Consider the following 18,878-nt stretch of genomic DNA (forward strand, 5'->3'; position numbering starts at 1 on the left):
TTTTCCGCGGTTCGGCACGGGGGTATGCTGGAGGAGAATTGCAATGAGCACGGACAAGAAAGACCTCACGATCTGCGGCGGGGACGACTTCCTGGCCGAGCAGGGCATCACCGATCCGGACGAGTTCAGGGTCAAAAGCCACCTGTCCCACGAGATCGCGACCATCGCCGAGCAGCGCGGCCTGACCCCGGCCGACGTGGCTCGGCTCGCCGGCGAACCGGAGCAGGATCTCGATCGGATCATGAACCACCGGCATGGCGGCTACGAGGTCCGGCGACTCATCAAAGTGCTGACCGCACTGGGCGCCGACGTCGGCATCACGGTGTTCCCGGACAGCGGCCACGATCGTGGCGTCGTGCTGCCGGAGACGGTCAGGAAAACCAAGGAGCAGATCCTGCGCGAGCTCGCGGAGATGGATGAGATCGACTATCAGCCCGAGCCTCGCCTCTAGCATACGTCGAAAGACACCCGTATCACCGTCAAGCTATTCAAACCGAAATGTCGCGCGCCGGCGTGCTGTTTGAGGCTCTAAAACGGTTGCCGCAGGTCAGATGAGCCGATAGCTCCAGAAGAGGGATTTAGGTGGCCTTTGATGGTGCGGTGGCCGGCGCGGCGCCAGGGCCGGCGCGGAGGCAGTCCACATACTTCGGTAGGCCGCATCCTGTCGCAAGTAGGGTCAAATAGTCCTCCCACGTCGGATTGGACTTCGTGAGGTTCGCCGCGGCCTCGCGCGTTGCGGCCTCCATCACTTCCGGCTTTGAGATAGCCAGCTCTGTTAAAAAATCATCGGGAGACTGCACCTGCACCCCAAGTGTCTTCAGCGCCTCGAAATCAAAGTCCCGCAGATTGTTCGTCACGAGGATACAGGGCGCGATTGCCGCGGCCGCCGAGGCGACATGACGGTCTTTCACGTCCGTCTTTCCGATGACTTGGTTCGGATCGAACCCCGTCACGATGGCATCCGGAAAGCCCTTTCTTATGAGCGGAAGAGTGTGCGCCTCAATGCGTGCTCGCGTGCGCGGCTCCATGTTGCGCAGCCATTCCTCTTCGATCTGTCCGCTCCACTTGACCTCGAACAAGTCGTTCTGAGCCAGTTGGAGCAGCAGATTACGCAGGTGGTTCGGATACAGGACGTTCGCGTCAAGAAGAGCTTTGACCGGGCTTTGCATAGTTTGCTTCGAGATCCTCGGTGTCGGCCGAAAGGGCCGCCGCCAACGCACGCCGCTCGTCCTCGGCCTTCTTCAGTGCCACGACATCGTCTACACGGACCCGGCGATGTGTCCCGACCGAACGAAACGGGAGCTTGCCCGCATCCATGCGCTGATAGACGAGGGGCCGCGAAATGCCGAGAATCTCGGCAGCATTTTCCGGTGAAATCTCCAGGTCGGGGGACAAGACAAGCGCTTCGCCGGTATCGGCCAATGTCCTCAGCAGGGTTTTCAGCACGAGCATCAGGGTCGGCGGCATCTCTACCGTCACCTTCTTGCCATTGGCGCTCGTGAGAAACAGCCCGGCGTGCTCAAGCGCAAGCGCTCGCTCGAGGAAGTTTGCTCCCTTGCGGGCTTCCTCGCGCTCGATCGCCTCGACCTTCAGTCGTGTCATCGCCTCGGCCATGGCAGGCCTCCATTTCCAGCACTCGCTATAACTGTAATATGTGTAAACCTTCGCTGGAAGTCCAGCCGTTCAACTGTTCCTTGAATTTCTACCGAAATATGGTAATATATATGCTTCTGGTGGAAAATGGCTAGCCTCGAACCCACCCCCATGAACCACGCCCAGCTTCGGCATCTGGAGGATGTCCGCGAATTCTGGGAGCGGTACGAGTTTCTGACCACGCTTCAGGAGAAGTTTCGTGGGGCGATGGGTTGGAAAACGGTCAGGGGTGCCGAATATCTGATCCAATATTGGACCCTTCCCGAAACCGGCAAAAAGACAATGCGGTCCCTGGGCCGCCGTTCACCAGAAACCGAGAAACAGAAAGACAGTTTCGACCGTACCCGTGTGGAAATCGACAAGGTGGTTGCCGAGATCAAGGACGACCTGGAGCCCCTCGTTCGCGTGGGCAAGGCACTGAAGATCGGCCGCCTCGAGCCTATCGCCGCCGACGTGCTGCGCGAGCTCGCTCGCCACGAACTATCTGGGCCCCGCTTTATGATTTTCGGGAGCGTCGCCATGCACCTTTACGAAGCCTCGGCCGGTGCTTTCCTGTCGCGCTCGATCCTGATCGAGGGAGACTTGGATCTCTTGTCGACCGCCAAAACGCCTTCGGAAGCGTTCAAAGAGCTGTTGCCGGCGCTCCGGCGGGCAGACAAATCCTTTGAGCTTCTCGACGACGGCCCAGTCGCCATCAACAAACGTGGCTACCGGGTTCATCTTCACACACGCAGGTCGTTCCGCGAGGCGATTGAAGACCTCGCGGAGGCTTCCGAGGAGCAGATCTCGGTGCTGCACAGCCTGCTGGATTTGGAGCCGGTGTCGACCGCGACAGTTGCCAGAGACGGCTCGCCGGTCGGAATGATCGGCATGGATCCGCGCGCCTTCGCCCTGACTAAACATGCCGTCGCAACGCTGGATGGCGAGGATGGCGCAGCCGCACGCATAGCAGCCGACCAAGCCTACGCCGTCGGCCGACTGGTGATGAAATTCGGTGCGAAGCCGTTCGAGGCAGAACATCTCGAGGCGTTTCCGGGCTTCGCCGAGCAGATCGATGTCGGAGATCCGGAGGCCACGACAATGGTCAGAAAGTTCTTCGGGCCGTAGCGATTTCAAAATCTCAGGTGTGGTGAACGACGAGCGTCTGATGCCTCGCGTGTAGGGAGGTTTTGCCTTGTTGAATCCTACGTCGGAAGACCCCTTCGAGACTCGGGCAGAATCAGCTTATCCCTTCGATCCTTCGGCGAAGGACTTGATGGCAAAACGAATCCTTGAAAGTTTGGGCAAGCAACCCGGCGCTGGCAGGGTGCCCCGAACCACAGCGCGCCGCGGTGCTCGCGGACGGCGCGTCCATATCAGCAAAACGGATGAAAACATCATCCGCACGATCATTGAAGAATGGTCGCGCCCTGAGATGGGCTGGGAGGATGTCGTCGAAGCTGTCCAGCAACGGCTCGGACGGAACTGGACGCGCCAGGCTCTCGCCTCCCACAGCAAGATCAAGCTGGCCTTCCAGCACAAGAAGGAGGAGCTGAAGAACGCCAAGCTCGGCCGAAAGCTCCGGCGCAGCCGGGTTGATGCAGACTACCAGCGTATGGCCAAGTTCACGCAGGACATCGGCGAGGTCGTTGAAGGCTTGCGCAAGCGGATCGAGACCCTGGAGGCCCGGTTCACACGGTGGCGGCACAACGCCTATTTGCACCGGTTGACTGTCGAGCAGCTTGATGCGCCTCTTCAGGAGAACGATCGCGGTCGGACCGACTGAGGTGTCTCCATGACGGCCCAAAAATCTGGAAGCGAGATCGGCGCTGAAAACGTCGAGCGGCTACAGGGCTATCTCGAGAGCCTCCGGCAAGAGGGTCGCAAGCTTCCGGAGCGGGGCGGCAAGGCCAATTTCTCGGCTATCGCGTTGGCCTGTGGCTTCGATCGGCAGGTTCTCTACAAAAATCCGGCGGCGAAGCGGCTTCTCGACGATGCGCTCCAGCAATTGGGCCTGGCGGAGGCCGCCGGTGATGAGAAGCCGGTCGCAAAGTCCGATCGCCGTGACCAGCGCATTCTGACGCTCGAGCAGCAGAATGCATCCCTGCGCGCTGAAAACGCCGGCCTTCGTGAAAAGCTGAGACATCTCGAACAGGTCGAGGACATCATGGTCGAGACCGGGCGACGGGTGTCCCGGTGAGATCCCGTCCCTTGGAGAGACTGGTGCCTGACCGTCCCTCGGAGCCGACCTGCGATCAGCAGGACCGCCGCGCGCAGCGAAAGGCAAGGGGCGACACGGGCCCGCGAAGCGGGCGTGGCGCGGGCTGCCCCTTGCCGGAGCGAGCACGGTGGTATGCTGTCGCGCAGTCGGTTCTCCCGGTCACGGCTAGATCAGCCGCAGCTTCTTGCGCAATCACATCCTAAAACTGCCGCGATCCGCATAACCCTTGGGGCGGATATCCAGCGCGGCGATCAGATCCAGGCGCTGCTTCCGACAGCTAAACTCGGGGGCATCTCCCACCTGAAGCCAGGCTCCGTCACGCCGCTCGAGCCAGCCGGATGCAAACACCTCGCCCGCCAGGAAACCGCAATTCGCCGTTCGGACCCACCGTTCGCCCTCGATCGTGGGCCACAAAGCAACGTGGATTGACAACTCGTCCCAGCCTGCGTCGTGAACGCTGGCGATCGCCGGAATATCCTCGATCATGAATCGGTACGTTCGAGGAGCGTCTCCGTACTTCGGATCCGGCAGCGGCCAGCTGTTTTCTCCCGCTCGCGGCGTAAACAATCCCTGGTCGATGCCGGCATTGATCCCGGCGACCATCACATTGCGCCAGGCCCGCCGCCTGCGCGAACCGTCGTACTTCACTTTGGCGGCGCCCTTGGATGCAGTCGGAAGAACGTCCGCACCCTCGTAGACAAGGCGATCGAAGGAGAAACCACGGAGGTCTCCATCCGATATCGGAACACCCGTCACCGCCGCGAGCCGGTTCAGGAACGGCAATTCCTCGAGCAATGCAAAGTCTGGATGCGCCGGTGCACGCTCCAACATGCGGGCCCGCAGCGCTGCATGACTTGCAAAGCCGCACGCGGCTGCGATCGCCTCGGTCAGATGGGATGATTTGTAGTTCGGATAGTCCTGCCTAACCGCACGCTTCACGGACGTGAGGGCAGATTCAGTTAAGGGGATAGCGGTCAAAGGATCCACCTGTTCATATCAGCGGCCGATGTCCACAGATTACGCACCGACCTGGATATGACGGTCGATCCAAGGCAACTTGAAATAATGTCCACTTTGACCCTGTGGCAGGTCCGGCGAGACGGCCGATTCGGAGAATGCACGGTCAATGAGCAGCTTTCAAGGACCCAGGCACCTCACAGCAGCTGATCGGAAGAAACCGGTTAACTCAGGCGGCACGGTCGTCCGCCATCTGGCCGAGGATCCTGCTTTCGAAGGCATCGGATACGCAACTGCGTCCCGGCTGTGGGAGACGTTCGGCGAGCGGCTTTATGCCGTCCTCGGCAACGGTGACGTTGAGCGCCTGACCACGGTTCTGAGCCGTGAGCGCGCGGAGGCGCTCGCCCAGGCCTGGAAGGCCAAGCTCGCCGAAGGTGATGTCGTCGTTTGGCTGGACGAGCACAGGTTCGACGCTCGGCTCGCCAAGAAGATCGTCCGCCTCTGGGGTGAACACGCCGCGGCAAAGCTCCGCGAGACGCCGTACGTTATGATGGCGCTGGCCGATTGGAACGTCGTGGATGCCGCTGGGCGACAGCTCGGCATGGATGAGCGAGCTCCGCAGCGCCTGGTTGCAGCGGTAGAGGCTGCACTTTACGGCCGGCTGGAGCGACACCACACCTGGACGCATCATCGCGACCTGGTCGCCGAGGTCCGTCGTCTCCTGAAGTGCACGACCACCCTGGTGGAGCAGGCGATTGATCTGGCGGTCCAGGAGAGGGCCGCGATCGCGATCGGAGAGGGTTTCCAGGCCGCCGGCGCCCACATGATGGAGCGCTACGTCGCTGATCGGATCCGGACCATGCTCGAGGAACCGGTCATGGGCGATCTGATCGCCCGGGAAGTCTCGACGACCGAGCTCGAGAACTGGCTTGATGCCGTTGACCTCGGGATCGCGCTCGATGCCGAGCAGCGGGAAGCCGTTCGGATTGCCGTGCAACAGCGTTGCGGCATCATCCGCGGCGGCGCCGGCGTTGGGAAGACAACGGTCCTGAGAGCCATCGCCCGCGCGTGCACGGCATTCGGCCGGACCGTGCACATGATGGCGCTGGCCGGTCGGGCCGCGGTTCGGATACGGGAGGCCACCGGCTGGCCGGCCACCACGATCGCTGCCTTCCTGAAGGCCGTAGAGGCGCAATCAGTGGCCTTGGGACCGGAATCCGTGGTGGTGGTCGACGAGTCCTCGATGCTCGACCTGCCGACCGCCTACCGGGTCCTGCGACACCTACCGGATGGGTGCCGGCTGCTGCTCGTAGGCGATCCGGGCCAACTTCCTCCGATCGGCTTCGGGCTGGTTCTCCACGCGCTCATTGATCGACGTGAGATCCCGGCCGTGGAGCTGACGAAGGTCTACCGTCAGACCGAAGCCACCGGCATCCCAGCCGTCGCCCAAGCGGTCCGCTCCGGACGACTGCCGTCTCTGCCCGGGATCGCCGAGCAGGCCCGCCACGGGGTTGCACACCTCCAAATCGAGAAGGCCGCAACCGAGGACATAGTCGACATCGTCGCCGATCTCGGAGGCTTTACCGAGGACCTCCGGATTCTTTGTGCGGTCAAGGCCGGACCGGTCGGAACCGAAGCCCTGAACCGGCGCTTTCACGACATCTTTGCCGTCGGCAAGCCCCGGCATCCGACCAAGCATTTTGCGGAAGGCGAGCCGGTCATGTTCCTCCGGAACGACTATCGGCTCGATCTCCGGAATGGCAGCCTCGGGCGCGTCGTCGGCATCGACGGGGCCACCCTGCAGGTCGATTTCGACGGGTTCACCCACGAGCTGGGCGGCCGCACGCTCGAGGACCTCACTCTCGCGTACGCCATCACCGTCCACAAAGCCCAGGGATCCAGCTTCCGGCGTGTGGTCATTCCGGTCCAGGCGACCCGGCTGCTTGACCGGTCGCTCGTCTACACCGCCATCACCCGCGCCACGGATCTCGCTGTCCTGGTCGGCGATCGGGAGGTGCTCCGGAGCTGTCTCGAGCGCAGCGCCCACGCCGAGCGGCGGGAGATTGCACTGGGGGCCATGATCGCGGGGCAGACGTTCAAGGCTTGAAACCTAGCTCCTTGGCTCTTTCCGCCATCGCTTCAGCTATCCACCGGTCCATCTCGGCATTCGCTTCCGCGTGGTTGCGGTACCGATAAACGCCTTTAGGCGCCCGGATGAAGGGGAGCTTTGCGTGCTCTTCGCTGGCGCGAACTTCGTCCTCGGTGGGCCCTCTGAGACCGACCTCAGGCAGCCTTCGTCGTCCGATGATTTTCATTCTGATAAGGTGTCGAGAGAGATTCCCGACTGTTCCAGGTCTCGCAAGCCGACGCATCTGTTGTCAGATTTTCCGTCCATCTTGACAAGTTGAATCCTTCCGGGCGAAGATTCGATTGTGAGGTCAAGGGGCTAACACACACAGTTTCCGCGCAGAACTGTATACTTAGGAGCTGAGGCGGGCGGACCGCTGCGCCTTGCTCGCGTAAAGCGACAGGATTTCTTACCAATTGATCGGCCTAGCTCGGTTTTCCGGGCTTTCCTCATGTGCCGCCTCAAGTCTTTGACGGGCTGCGATGTGAATGGTATTAACTTCATGTTAATTGTATTCACATCGATCGTCGCCCGACCTGAGAGAGCCCCCGCATGAGCCTTGCGCCGCTGCTTGAGGCCGCGCCAGCGATCCCGCTGCATGCCTTTGCCGCCATGGCCGCCTTCATGCTCGGCCTCGTCCAGTTCGCCGCGCCCAAGGGCACGCTGCCGCACCGGACGATTGGCTGGATCTGGGTGGTCCTGATGGTGGTCGTGGCCGCGTCGTCATTCTGGATCCACCAGATCCGCTTGGTCGGGGCCTTCAGCCCGATCCATCTCTTGTCGATCTTCACCCTGGTGGTTCTGCCGCTGGCGGTGTGGCGGGCGCACACCCATCGCGTCGCCGACCACCGGCGGATGATGATCCTCATCTTCGCCGGCGCGCTGGTGGTGGCGGGCCTGTTCACGCTGGTGCCCGGGCGCATCATGCACCGGGTGATTTTCGGGGCGTAAGAGCCGGTTCCGCCCGGTCCGTTCCGGCCCAGTCCGGGCTGGTGCCGGGAAGGGCGTAAGTCTCTGGAAAAACAGTCGGAAAAAGCGCTTCCCTAGAACCCGGCAAGGGTGGTTATCAGGGGTGTGATGCGCTATATGATTCCCAGACAAAAACTCACCGGATTCCCCCTTGGCTGACGACGACAACAAGCCCGGCGACCAGCCGGCGCATCCCTCGGACATTCGCCCCGTTTCCATCTACGAGGAGATGAAGAAGTCCTATCTCGATTACGCCATGAGCGTGATCGTGGCGCGTGCGCTGCCCGATGCGCGCGACGGGTTGAAGCCGGTCCACCGCCGCATCCTGTTCGCGATGCACAATCGCGGCGACACCCCGGACAAGAAGCACAAGAAGTCCGCCGGTGCCGTCGGCGAGGTCATGGGTAAGTATCACCCGCACGGCGACCAGGCGATCTACGACGCCTTGGTGCGCATGGCGCAGGACTTTTCGATGCGCGCGCCGCTGATCGACGGGCAGGGCAATTTCGGCTCGGTCGACGGCGATCCGCCGGCGGCGATGCGCTACACCGAGTCCCGCCTGACCAAGATCGCGCTGAAGCTGCTCGAGGACATCGACGACGACACGGTCGACTTCCAGGACAATTACGACGGCTCGGAAAAGGAGCCGGTGGTTCTGCCCGCGCGGTTTCCGAACCTGCTGGTCAACGGCGCCGGCGGCATTGCGGTCGGCATGGCCACCAACATCCCGCCGCACAATCTCGGCGAGGTGATCGACGCCTGCGTCGCGCTGATCGACAACCCGTCGCTGACCATCGACGAGCTCAACGGCATCATCCCGGGCCCGGATTTCCCGACCGGCGGCATCATCCTCGGTCGCCAGGGCATCCGCAGCGCCTACCATCTCGGCCGCGGCTCGATCGTGATGCGCGGCAAGGTCACCTTCGAGACGGTCCGGAAGGAGCGCGAGGCGATCGTCATCACCGAGATCCCGTATCAGGTGAACAAGGCGACGATGGTCGAGCGCATCGCCGAGCTCTACAAGGAAAAGAAGATCGAGGGCATTTCCGACCTGCGCGACGAGTCCGACCGCGACGGCTATCGCGTCGTCGTCGAGCTCAAGCGCGATGCCGTACCCGACGTGGTGCTGAACCAGCTCTACAAGTTCACGCCGCTGCAGACCTCTTTCGGCGTCAACGCCGTCGCGCTCGATAGCGGCCGTCCGCAGACGATGAACCTGAAGGACATGCTGACGATCTTCGTCGGCTTCCGCGAGCAGGTCGTCACCCGCCGCACCAAATACAAGCTGCGCAAGGCGCGCGAGCGCGCGCATGAGCAGGTCGGCCTCGCCATTGCGGTCGCCAACATCGACGAGATCATCAAGGTGATCCGGCACTCGCCGACGCCGGCTGCCGCGCGCGAGACGTTGATGACGCGCGACTGGCCTGCGCGCGACGTCGAGGACATCATCACGCTGATCGACGATCCCCGCCATCGCATCAACGAGGACGGCACCATCCGCCTGTCGCTGGAGCAGGCGAGGGCGATCCTGGAGCTGCGCCTCGCACGCCTCACCGCGCTCGGCCGCGACGAGATCGGCGACGAGCTTGCCAAGCTCGCCGGCGAGATCAGCGACTATCTCGAGATCTTGCGCTCGCGCGCCCGCATCCTCGACATCATCAAGACCGAGCTTGCCGAGGTGAAGGCGGAATTCGCGACGCCCCGCCGCACCGTGATCATGGAGCAGGAAGGCGAGGTCGAGGACGAGGACCTGATCCAGCGCGAGGACATGGTCGTCACCGTCTCGCACGCCGGCTACGTCAAGCGCGTGCCGCTGTCGGCCTACCGGGCGCAGCGCCGCGGCGGCAAGGGCCGCTCCGGCATGCAGACCCGCGACGAGGATTTCGTCAGCCGCCTGTTCGTGGCCTCCACGCACACGCCGGTGTTGTTCTTCTCCTCACGCGGCCAGGTCTACAAGGAAAAGGTCTGGCGGCTGCCGATGGCCGCGCCGAACGCGCGCGGCAAGGCCATGATCAACATCCTGCCGCTGGAGCAGGGCGAGCGCATCACCACCATCATGCCGCTGCCGGAGGATGAATCGACCTGGGGCCAGCTCGACGTGATGTTCGCCACTACGGGCGGCAACGTCCGGCGCAACAAGCTGTCCGACTTCGTCGACGTTCGCCGCTCCGGCATTATCGCGATGAAGCTCGACGACAACGAGGCGATCGTCGACGTGCAGATCTGCACCGAGCACGACGACGTGCTGCTGACCGCGGCCGGAGGCCAGTGCATCCGCTTCCCCGTCACCGACGTGCGCGTGTTCACCGGGCGCACCTCGATGGGCGTGCGCGGCATTGCGCTTGGCGAGGGCGACAAGGTGATCTCGCTGGCGATCCTGCGCCACGTCGAGACCACATCCGACGAGCGCTCGGCCTACCTGAAGATGCGCCGCGCAGTGGCCGGCGAAGCCGCGACGGAGGAGGCTCCGGCAGACGCCGAGGCCGAGGAGACCTCCGGCAGCTTCCAGCTCGCCCAGGAGCGCTATGTCGCGATGTCGGCGGCCGAGCAGGTCGTGCTGACGGTCTCCGTCAACGGCTATGGCAAGCGGACCTCGTCCTACGAGTACCGCACCACGGGTCGCGGCGGCAAAGGCATCGTCGCCATGAGCGTCAACAACCGCAACGGCAACCTCGTCGCGTCCTTCCCCGTGGAGGAGGCCGACCAGATCATGCTGGTCACCGACAAGGGCCAGCTGATCCGCTGCCCCGTCGAAGGCATCCGCATCGCCGGCCGCTCGACGCAAGGCGTGATCGTGTTCGACACCGCCGAGGACGAGCACGTCGTCTCGGTCGAGCACATCACCGAAGAGGCCGAGAGCGGCAACGGAACGAACGGGGAGTGACTTGTAGCCTTTGGCGCTCACGTCCCACTCTCCATTGTCGTCCCGGACGAGCGAAGCGCGGATCCGGGACCCATAGCCACAGGGAGACGTTTGGCGAAGACGCGGAGTTGCCTGTCTCGCGCCGGAACTGCTCCCTGTGGTTATGGATCCCCGCGTACGCGGGGACGACACCGAAGATGTTGCGCGGTTAATCGAACCACGCTCGCCTCGCTGCATCCGGGCTGCGCGCCAGCCTTAGATCTCCAGCTCCGTGCCGAACTCCACGACCTGCTTGGTCGGCACGCCGAAGAACGCGGCGGAGCGTTCAGCGTTGCGCTGGAGGAAGGCGAACACGCCTTCGCGCCAGACCCACATGCCCGGGACGTCCTCGCGCGGGATGATGGTCTCGCGGCCGACGTAATAGGTGATGTCGGCGAGGTCGATGCCGGGCAGCTTGCCCTGCCGGCATGTGAGAGTCAGCCCTTCGAAGATGGTCGGGTTCTGCATGAAGCCGTAATGCAGGATCACGCGGGTGATGCCCGGGATGATCTCGATCACCTCGGCGCGTTCCTCGTCGGGAATGTGCGGGGATTCCTCGATCAGCACGGTGACCAGCAGCACGCGTTCATGCAGCACGCGATTGTGCTTGACGAACTGGGTCAGCGCGAGCGGCACGCCGCGCGGCGCCGACGCAAGGAACACGGCGGTGCCGGGGAGCCTTGCGCTGCATTTGTTAATCGCGGTCTCTATCAGATCCTCCTCGGGCTGGCGCAGCCGGGCGCGTGCCGCTTCGACCAGCTTCACGCCGGCACGCCAGGTCAGCATCAGGAAGGCGACGAGGCCGGCGAGCAGCAGCGGAAACCAGCCGCCCTCGAACAGCTTGATCGAATTGGCGGAGAAGAAGATCACGTCGATGACGAAGAAGGCGCCGTTCACGGCGACCACGAGCCAGGGCGAGTAGCCCCATTGGATCGCCACCAGCGCGGCGAGCAGGGTGGTGATGGCCATCAGCAGCGACACAGCGATGCCATAGGCGCCGGCGAGCGCGTCCGATGTGCCGAAGCTCAGCACTGCCCCGAGCGTGGCCGCAGCGAGCAGCCAGTTCACCAGCGGCACGTAGATCTGGCCGATCGCATCGCTGGTGGTGTGGCGGATCTGCATGCGCGGCAGGAAGCCGAGCTGGATCGACTGCTGGGTCAGCGAGAACACGCCGGAGATGATCGCCTGCGAGGCGATCACGGTTGCGACCGCCGAGAACGCGACCAGCGGATAGTGCAGGGCGTCGGGGCAGAGCTGGAAGAACGGGTTCTCGATCATCGAGGGATCGGTGATCAGCAGCGCGGCCTGGCCGAAATAATTCAGCACCAGTGCGGGCAGGCAGATCGCGAACCAGGCGAGCCGGATCGGCATGCGGCCGAAATGCCCCATATCGGCATACATGGCTTCGCCGCCGGTCACCGCGAGGAAGGCCGCGCCGAGGATTCCGAACGAGATGTGGAAGTCCTGGTGGATCAGGAAGTTGAAGGCATAGAACGGGCTGAGCGCGGCCAGCACCGCCGGCGCCTTGACGATGCCGTGGATGCCGAGGGCGGCGAGCACGAAAAACCAGGCCAGCATCACCGGGCCGAAGATGCGGCCGATGAAGCCGGTGCCCTGCTTCTGCATCATGAACAGGCCGATCAGGATTGCGACGGTCACCGGCACGACCGCCGGCGCCAGCGAAGGCGCGTCGACCTTGAGGCCCTCGATGGCGCTGAGCACGGAGATGGCCGGCGTGATCGCGCCGTCGCCATAGAGCAGGGCGGCGCCGACGAGGCCGACCACCAGCAGATGCGCGCGCCAGGTGCCAGCTTGCGCGTGGCGCGCATGAAGCAGCGCCAGCAGCGCGACGATGCCGCCTTCGCCGCGATTGTCCGCGCGCAGGATCAGCAGCGCATACTTTAGCGAGATGATCAGCAGCAACGCCCAGAGGATCAGCGAGGCAACCCCCAGGACAGCGTCGTGACTTAGCGTGCCGCCATGGGCGGCCGCCTTGGCGGCTTCCTTAAGGGCATAGAGCGGGCTGGTGCCGATATCGCCATAGACCACCCCGAGGGCGCCCATCGTCATGGCAAGCGGCAGTGGATCAGGATGATGGCCGGAAGCGACTGCGGGCGTACTGGACAATGGCAACCCCCCGATGGGATCGCGCCCGGCGGGCCATTCCGACGGGCGCGAGCATCACGCAGTCTGCGACGAGACGTCGCAAATATCTATGGGGTTTATTTTTGGGAGGCGTAGCTGACGCGAAGCTGACAGATCCGACTACGGCGTGCGGTCGGCGGTCACGAGGCGAGCCTCGCGGACATCGGCCTTGGTGCCGGCGCGGCGCAGGCAGGACGCCTCGAAATTCGGCCAGGCCTGCTGCGAGCAGTCACGGCCGATGGTGCGGATATCGAGCCGGTCGCTCTTGGCGAGCGGCTGCGGCACGCTGGCTTCGACCGTCGGGGCAAAGCCGGGCAGGAGGGTGAGGGCCGCGGCAACACACGCAGAGAGAGCGATCGCTGAAAGAGCCTTGATCATTGACAGTCCCCTGTGATGCGGCCGCCTACGCCCAGTATGCGGCCCGTCATTTGTTGGCCGGATTAGTAACCATGGCCAGTTTCCGGACGTCTTCGCGGAGGCTGGAAATGGTTTCGTTCGCGCTCCGTTTTGTTTCGTAGCCACCCTAGGGACGAAACAAACCGGCCATTGCCGACACCCCCAGCGGACATTTCCCGGCAAACGGGCCGGAAAACGGACAAGGAACCTGCCCGGCTTGCCGGGCCGGGCCGGGCGCGGTAGGAGGGGGCCATGCCGCGCATCGCCTTCTATCCGGGTTCCTTCGACCCCATCACCAACGGCCATCTGGACGTGGTCCGGCATGCCGTTCCGCTGTGCGACCGCCTGGTGGTTGCGATCGGCGTCCATCCCGGCAAGAAGCCGCTATTCTCGACCGAGGAGCGACTGAAAATGCTCGAGGACGTCTGCGGCCCGATCGCGGCCCAGGCCGGCTGCGTGCTCGAAGCCGTGACGTTTGACGATCTGTCAGTGACAGCGGCACGCAAGCACGGCGCCACCATCATGATTCGGGGCCTGCGCGACGGCACCGACCTCGATTACGAGATGCAGCTTGCCGGCATGAACGAGGCCATGGCGCCCGAGGTGCACACGGTATTCCTGCCGGCTTCTCCCATGGTCCGCCCGATCACCGCCACTTTGGTGCGCCAGATCGCCGGGATGGGCGGCGACGTTTCGACCTTCGTGCCGCCGCTCGTTGCCACCCTGCTCAAGGCCAAATTCGCCGGATAACGGCGCGCTTCTTCAATTCACCAGATCCGGAGTTTTCATGATCCGTCGTCTCGCAATTCTTGCCACGATCTTTGCCGCGCTCATCAGCGCGGTCCCGGCGATGGCGCAGCAACTGCCGGCAAACCTCGACAAGGCCAACGCGCTGGTCATCGACACCACCAAGGGCCGCATCGTCATCAAGCTCAGGACGGATCTCGCGCCGCAGCACGCCGAGCGCCTCAAGACGCTTGCGCGCGAGGGTTATTACAACAACGTGCCGTTCCACCGCGTGATGGACGGCTTCATGGCGCAGACCGGCGACGGCGAGAAATTCAACGGCACCGGCGGCTCGAAATATCCGAACCTGAAGCAGGAATTCTCCAAGGTGCATTTCGCCCGCGGCATCGTCGGCATGGCCCGGCGCGGCGACAGCGTCGACACCGCCAACTCGCAGTTTTTCATCATGTTTGCGGATGGCGGCAGCCTCGATGGCCAGTACACCGTGATCGGCGAGGTCGTGCAGGGCATGGACGTCGTCGACAAGCTGAAGAAGGCGCCTCCCGGATCAGGCAGCGGCACCGTCACCGATCCCGACAAGATGGTGAAGGTGCAGGTCGCTTCCGACATCAAGTAGGGAAAAGCGATGGCGCGCTGCGGCAACAGGCTTCTGGTCGCTGCCGCGGTGCTGCTGCTCGGTGCCTCAGGCGCGAAGGCCGAGGACGCGCAGGTCAACACTCTCCAGGACCTCTTCCGGCGTCTGCACAGTTGCTGGAAGCCGCCGCCGGCCGCCAAGGCTCGCCCACTCGACATCACCGTCGTCGTGAGCTTTAACCGGGCCGGAAACATTCTGGGCCATCCGAGGATTACCTATGAATCCGCGGAGGCCTCCGACAATGACCGGCTGCAATACCGGATCGCGGTGATGGAGGCGTTGCAACGCTGCACGCCGATGCCATTTACCGAAGCGATGGCCGGCGCCGCTGCGGGGCGTCCATTCGCGATCCAGTTCCGTAACCGGAAGACTTCACCTCCAACGCAAGAGAGACGAGCATGAGCGTCACCGAAAACACCTTGATCCTCGAGACCACGCAGGGCCCCGTCACCATCGAGATGCGGCCCGACCTCGCGCCCGGCCATGTCGCGCGCATCAAGGAACTGGTCCGTGAAGGCTTCTACGACGGCATCGTGTTCCACCGCGTGATCGAGGGCTTCATGGCCCAGACCGGCTGCCCGCATGGCACCGGCACCGGCGGCTCGGGCAAGAAGCTGAAGGCCGAGTTCAACAAGGAGCCGCATGTGCGCGGCACCGCCTCGATGGCGCGCGCCGCCAACCCCGATTCCGGCGACAGCCAGTTCTTCATCTGCTTCGACGATGCCCGCTTCCTCGACAACCAGTACACGGTGTGGGGCAAGGTCACCGAGGGCATGGAGAACGTCGACAAGATCAAGCGCGGCGAGCCGGTGCAGAACCCCGACAAGATCGTCAAGGCGCGGATGGCCGCGGACAAGGAATAGTCACCCGTCATTCCGGGGCGCGCCTAGGCGCGACCCCGGAATCTCGCGCCACAATCTCGGGATTCCGGAGCGCCGCGCTCGAGGCGCGGCGTCCGGAATGACGGTGCTAGTGAAACATGCGCACCGATCTCTTCGATTTCGACCTGCCCGCCGAGCGCATCGCCTTGCGCCCGGCGAGCCCTCGCGACTCCGCGAAGATGCTGGTGGTCGAGAACGGCGCGCTGCGCGACCAGATCATTGCCGACCTGCCGCAATGGCTGAGGCCCGGCGACCAGCTCGTCGTCAACGACACCAAGGTGATCGCGGCACAGCTGAAAGGCCGCCGCATCGGCCGCGAGACCGAGCCGAAGATCGAGGCGACGCTGATCAAGCGTCTCGACGGCTCGCGCTGGCAGGCGCTGGTGAAACCCGCCAAGAAGCTCGTCGCCGGTGACCGCATCCGCTTCGGCAATGAGGGCAAGGTCTGCCTGCTCGGCCATCTCGATGCCGAAGTCGAGGCCAAGGGCGTTGAGGGCGAGGTGACGCTTGGCTTCTCGTTCCACGGCCCGGCACTCGACCAGGCCATCGCCGATCTCGGCAGCCCGCCGCTGCCACCCTACATCGCCTCCAAGCGCACGCCTGACGATCAGGATTTTGCGGATTACCAGACCATGTTCGCGGTCAACGAGGGCGCGGTTGCTGCCCCAACCGCAGGCCTGCATTTCACGCCCGCGCTGGAGCAGGCGCTGCGCGCGCGTGGCGTCGGTCTCAACCGCGTCACGCTACATGTCGGGGCAGGGACCTTCCTGCCGGTGAAGGTCGACGACACCGAAGGCCACAAGATGCACCCCGAGTGGGGCACGATCCCGGCGGAGACTGCCGAGCGCCTCAACTCTGCGCGGAAGAACGGCGGCCGCATTGTTGCGGTTGGCACGACGTCATTGCGGCTGCTCGAAAGCGCGGCGAGCGAAGACGGCACGATCCAGCCCTTCGCGGCCGAGACCTCGATCTTCATCACCCCCGGCTATCGCTTCCGCGCGGTCGATGTCCTGATGACCAATTTCCATTTGCCGAAGTCGACACTGTTCATGCTGGTGTCGGCCTTCTCCGGGCTCGCGACGATGAAGCAGGCCTACGCGCACGCGATCGCGAACGGGTATCGGTTCTATTCGTACGGCGATGCGTGTTTGTTATTTCGGGCAGAGCCGTAGGGTGGGTTAGCCCTGCAGATGCGCAAAGCATCTGCTCGGCGTAACCCACCACTGTCTCTAACCGCGGAAGCAGAAGAGATGGGTTACGCCTTACGGCTAACCCACCCTACGTATCTCTCCGCTACGCCATCACCCGCTGCGGCAACAGCTCTGCGATTTGCACCGCATTCAGCGCCGCGCCCTTGAGCAGCTGATCGGCCGCCACGAACATCGAAATCGAATGTCCTGAGGGATCGCTGAGGTCCTTGCGGATGCGGCCGACCAGGACGTCGTCCTGGCCCGAGGCATCGATCGGCATCGGGAAGTAGTTCTTCACGCGGTCGTCGACGACCTTCACGCCGGGAGCCCGCGCCATGATGGCACGGACCTGGTCCTCGCTGATGGGCTTCTCGCATTCGAAGGTGATGGCCTCGCAATGGGCGCGCAGCACCGGCACGCGCACGCAGGTGACGCCGACCGCGATGCTCTCGTCCTCGAAGATCTTGCGGGTTTCCTTGATCACCTTGGTCTCTTCGTCGTTGTAGCCGGTCTCGGGGTCGACAGCGGTGTTGTGGTTGAAGAGATTGAAGGCGTAGGGGTGCGGCATCACCTTGGGCGTATAGACCTGCCCGTTGAGATTGGCGCGGGTGGATTCGACGAGCTCCTCCATCGCGGCGGCGCCGGCGCCGGACGCTGCCTGGTAGGTCGAGATGATGACGCGCTTGATGCGGTTCTTCTGGTGGATCGGCCAGAGCGGGACCAGCGCGGTGATCGCGGCGCAGTTCGGGTTCGCAATGATGCCCTTGTGGTCGCGGATGCGGTTCGCGTTGATCTCGGGGATCACCAGCGGAACATTGGGATCCATGCGGAAGGCGGAGGAATTGTCGACCACGACGGCGCCCGACTTGACCGCGATCGGCGCGAACTTCCTGGAGATGCTGCCGCCGGCGGAGAACAGGGCGATGTCGACGCCCTCGAAAGACCGCTCGGTCACCTCCTCGATGACGACATCCTTGCCGCGGAACGACACCGTCTTGCCGGCCGAGCGGGCGCTGGCGAGCGCCTTGAGCTTGCCGACGCGGAAACCACGCTTGTCCATGGTGGCGATGAATTCGGCGCCCACCGCACCGGTGACGCCGACAATCGCGACGACGGGATCGTTACTCACATTCTCCTCCATTGAGTTTTAGACAACAAAAAAGCCCCGGACCATCGAGGCGGGGCTTCGGTAGAGCTGATGCGTTTAAGTCGACGACCTACGCGCGCACGCCTCCCCGGGCCCCTGGGGCCGTGGTGGTTTTGGTCGTGCGTTTGGTGGTCGTGAACATGGCGGCGACTTATGCGGGAGAGTTTTGCGCCCGTCAATGGCTTTTCGGCGGGAATGTGGCCGGGTGGCCGACCTGCCGCTATTTGGCGCGGGCGCCCGGCGGCTCCAGGATGACCTCCTTGAGGTCGTCGCCGCTGATCACGACGATCGCGAAACTGAGCCGGCCGCGCTCGCGCACGAGGCCGCCGCTGATCGCCTTGCCCGACGCTGCGCGCTCGGCGACGCGCACCGCATCGGCAAGGCGGTGCCTGATGGCACCGAGCGCTGCGAGGTTGCTGCGGTCCTCAAGGTCGAGCTCGGCGAGGGGCAGGGCGGCTTCACCGCCGACGAGCTCGCCGGTCGCCGCATTGATGGTGTGGCGCCAGATGCGGTCGTTGTGCAGGGTCTTCACCCGGTAGACCGGCACGCCGGAGGCGCCGTCGAAACTCACATCGGCAGTCGTGGCGCCGGCATGGCGGGCTTCCGCAATCGCCATGGCCTGGCTGATCGTGATCGAGGAGCCGCGGAATCGTTCGATCTCGCGGCTGACCGCCTGGCGGTCCGCTTCGGCATCACCATCTGTGTCGCTGTGAAGCGCGGTCGGCGTGCCCGCGCTCACGGTTGCCTGTGCCGGTGCGGCGATAAGCAGCGCGGGCAAGGCGATCGCAAGCAGTTGCGAGGTCCATCGTTTGGCTGTCGTCATGCTCGAAACCCTCAGCCAGCGAGTGTGCCGGATGATCGTAAAGAATTCGCGGCCGACCTTGGGCAAAGGCCGGCCGCGGAACGTCGTGGCGGGCTGTACCCGCCGC

Annotated in this window: 19 protein-coding genes; 12 read left to right on the forward strand and 7 right to left on the reverse strand. The window is 63.9% G+C overall.

Annotated features, from left to right (window positions below; genetic code table 11):
- The first annotated feature begins 43 nt into the window (after positions 1-43).
- Positions 44-451 carry an XRE family transcriptional regulator gene (locus JQ635_RS17920; protein ID WP_211411157.1) on the forward strand — a complete coding sequence of 136 codons (408 nt, stop codon included), beginning with the start codon at positions 44-46 and terminating at the stop codon, positions 449-451.
- Between the two features lie 127 nt (positions 452-578).
- On the opposite strand, the gene JQ635_RS17925 is transcribed toward JQ635_RS17920, so the two are convergent.
- Together JQ635_RS17925 and JQ635_RS17930 are read right to left on the reverse strand one after the other, a co-directional pair.
- Positions 579-1,169 (reverse strand): hypothetical protein, encoded by a 591-nt coding sequence (locus JQ635_RS17925; RefSeq protein WP_211411158.1) that lies wholly within the window; start codon positions 1,167-1,169, stop codon positions 579-581.
- Complete coding sequence (locus tag JQ635_RS17930; protein WP_246583606.1) at positions 1,141-1,614, reverse strand: helix-turn-helix domain-containing protein; 474 nt, start codon at positions 1,612-1,614, stop codon at positions 1,141-1,143. Before JQ635_RS17930 ends, JQ635_RS17925 begins: the two co-directional genes overlap by 29 nt.
- Before the next feature lie 150 nt (positions 1,615-1,764).
- Between JQ635_RS17930 and JQ635_RS17935 the strand changes: the two genes are divergently transcribed.
- From JQ635_RS17935 to JQ635_RS17945, 3 genes are all read left to right on the forward strand, one after another.
- Positions 1,765-2,760, forward strand: coding sequence for a GSU2403 family nucleotidyltransferase fold protein (locus tag JQ635_RS17935; protein ID WP_211411159.1), 996 nt, complete (start codon positions 1,765-1,767; stop codon positions 2,758-2,760).
- A 148-nt stretch (positions 2,761-2,908) separates the two neighbouring features.
- Complete coding sequence (locus tag JQ635_RS17940) at positions 2,909-3,418, forward strand: hypothetical protein (RefSeq protein ID WP_211411160.1); 510 nt, start codon at positions 2,909-2,911, stop codon at positions 3,416-3,418.
- A 9-nt stretch (positions 3,419-3,427) separates the two neighbouring features.
- On the forward strand, positions 3,428-3,832 hold the full coding sequence (locus tag JQ635_RS17945; protein ID WP_211411161.1) for a DUF6262 family protein: 405 nt from the start codon (positions 3,428-3,430) through the stop codon (positions 3,830-3,832).
- Positions 3,833-4,045: 213 nt separating this feature from the next.
- Here JQ635_RS17945 and JQ635_RS17950 read toward each other — a convergent pair whose 3' ends face one another.
- Positions 4,046-4,831 (reverse strand): hypothetical protein, encoded by a 786-nt coding sequence (locus JQ635_RS17950; protein ID WP_211411162.1) that lies wholly within the window; start codon positions 4,829-4,831, stop codon positions 4,046-4,048.
- A 148-nt stretch (positions 4,832-4,979) separates the two neighbouring features.
- On the opposite strand from JQ635_RS17950, the gene JQ635_RS17955 reads away from it, so the two are divergent.
- The 3 genes from JQ635_RS17955 to gyrA all read left to right on the forward strand — a co-directional run bounded on the left by JQ635_RS17955 (position 4,980) and on the right by gyrA (position 10,791).
- The gene (locus tag JQ635_RS17955) at positions 4,980-6,917 is read left to right on the forward strand and encodes an AAA family ATPase (protein WP_211411163.1); all 1,938 of its coding nucleotides are present in this window, start codon (positions 4,980-4,982) and stop codon (positions 6,915-6,917) included.
- Positions 6,918-7,490: 573 nt separating this feature from the next.
- Positions 7,491-7,889 carry a DUF2306 domain-containing protein gene (locus tag JQ635_RS17960; protein WP_211411164.1) on the forward strand — a complete coding sequence of 133 codons (399 nt, stop codon included), beginning with the start codon at positions 7,491-7,493 and terminating at the stop codon, positions 7,887-7,889.
- A gap of 169 nt (positions 7,890-8,058) precedes the next feature.
- Positions 8,059-10,791, forward strand: coding sequence for a DNA gyrase subunit A (gene gyrA / locus JQ635_RS17965; protein ID WP_211411165.1), 2,733 nt, complete (start codon positions 8,059-8,061; stop codon positions 10,789-10,791).
- A 234-nt stretch (positions 10,792-11,025) separates the two neighbouring features.
- On the opposite strand, the gene JQ635_RS17970 is transcribed toward gyrA, so the two are convergent.
- Together JQ635_RS17970 and JQ635_RS17975 are read right to left on the reverse strand one after the other, a co-directional pair.
- Positions 11,026-12,879, reverse strand: a complete 1,854-nt coding sequence (locus JQ635_RS17970; protein WP_211411207.1) for a potassium transporter Kup — start codon at positions 12,877-12,879, stop codon at positions 11,026-11,028.
- Positions 12,880-13,074: 195 nt separating this feature from the next.
- A complete protein-coding gene (locus JQ635_RS17975) occupies positions 13,075-13,332 on the reverse strand; it encodes a hypothetical protein (protein ID WP_211411166.1) in 258 nt (85 codons plus the stop codon).
- Between the two features lie 270 nt (positions 13,333-13,602).
- Between JQ635_RS17975 and coaD the strand changes: the two genes are divergently transcribed.
- The 5 genes from coaD to queA all read left to right on the forward strand — a co-directional run bounded on the left by coaD (position 13,603) and on the right by queA (position 16,784).
- Positions 13,603-14,100 carry a pantetheine-phosphate adenylyltransferase gene (gene coaD / locus JQ635_RS17980; RefSeq protein ID WP_211411167.1) on the forward strand — a complete coding sequence of 166 codons (498 nt, stop codon included), beginning with the start codon at positions 13,603-13,605 and terminating at the stop codon, positions 14,098-14,100.
- Positions 14,101-14,137: 37 nt separating this feature from the next.
- Positions 14,138-14,713, forward strand: coding sequence for a peptidylprolyl isomerase (locus JQ635_RS17985; protein WP_211411168.1), 576 nt, complete (start codon positions 14,138-14,140; stop codon positions 14,711-14,713).
- 9 nt (positions 14,714-14,722) lie between these two features.
- Entirely contained in the window at positions 14,723-15,133 is a 411-nt protein-coding gene (locus JQ635_RS17990) for a hypothetical protein (RefSeq protein ID WP_211411169.1), read from the forward strand.
- Entirely contained in the window at positions 15,130-15,594 is a 465-nt protein-coding gene (locus JQ635_RS17995) for a peptidylprolyl isomerase (protein ID WP_018642141.1), read from the forward strand. Before JQ635_RS17990 ends, JQ635_RS17995 begins: the two co-directional genes overlap by 4 nt.
- 116 nt (positions 15,595-15,710) lie before the next feature.
- A complete protein-coding gene (gene queA, locus JQ635_RS18000; RefSeq protein ID WP_211411170.1) occupies positions 15,711-16,784 on the forward strand; it encodes a tRNA preQ1(34) S-adenosylmethionine ribosyltransferase-isomerase QueA in 1,074 nt (357 codons plus the stop codon).
- A 121-nt stretch (positions 16,785-16,905) separates the two neighbouring features.
- Here the strand turns inward: queA and JQ635_RS18005 are convergent, their stop codons facing one another.
- Together JQ635_RS18005 and JQ635_RS18010 are read right to left on the reverse strand one after the other, a co-directional pair.
- Positions 16,906-17,943 (reverse strand): aspartate-semialdehyde dehydrogenase, encoded by a 1,038-nt coding sequence (locus tag JQ635_RS18005; protein WP_211411171.1) that lies wholly within the window; start codon positions 17,941-17,943, stop codon positions 16,906-16,908.
- Positions 17,944-18,169: 226 nt separating this feature from the next.
- Positions 18,170-18,772: a PepSY domain-containing protein gene (locus JQ635_RS18010; RefSeq protein ID WP_211411172.1), complete on the reverse strand. Its 603-nt coding sequence runs from the start codon at positions 18,770-18,772 to the stop codon at positions 18,170-18,172.
- Positions 18,773-18,878: the final 106 nt, after the last annotated feature.

Source organism: Bradyrhizobium iriomotense, from assembly GCF_018130765.1.
GTDB classification, from domain to species: domain Bacteria; phylum Pseudomonadota; class Alphaproteobacteria; order Rhizobiales; family Xanthobacteraceae; genus Bradyrhizobium; species Bradyrhizobium iriomotense_A.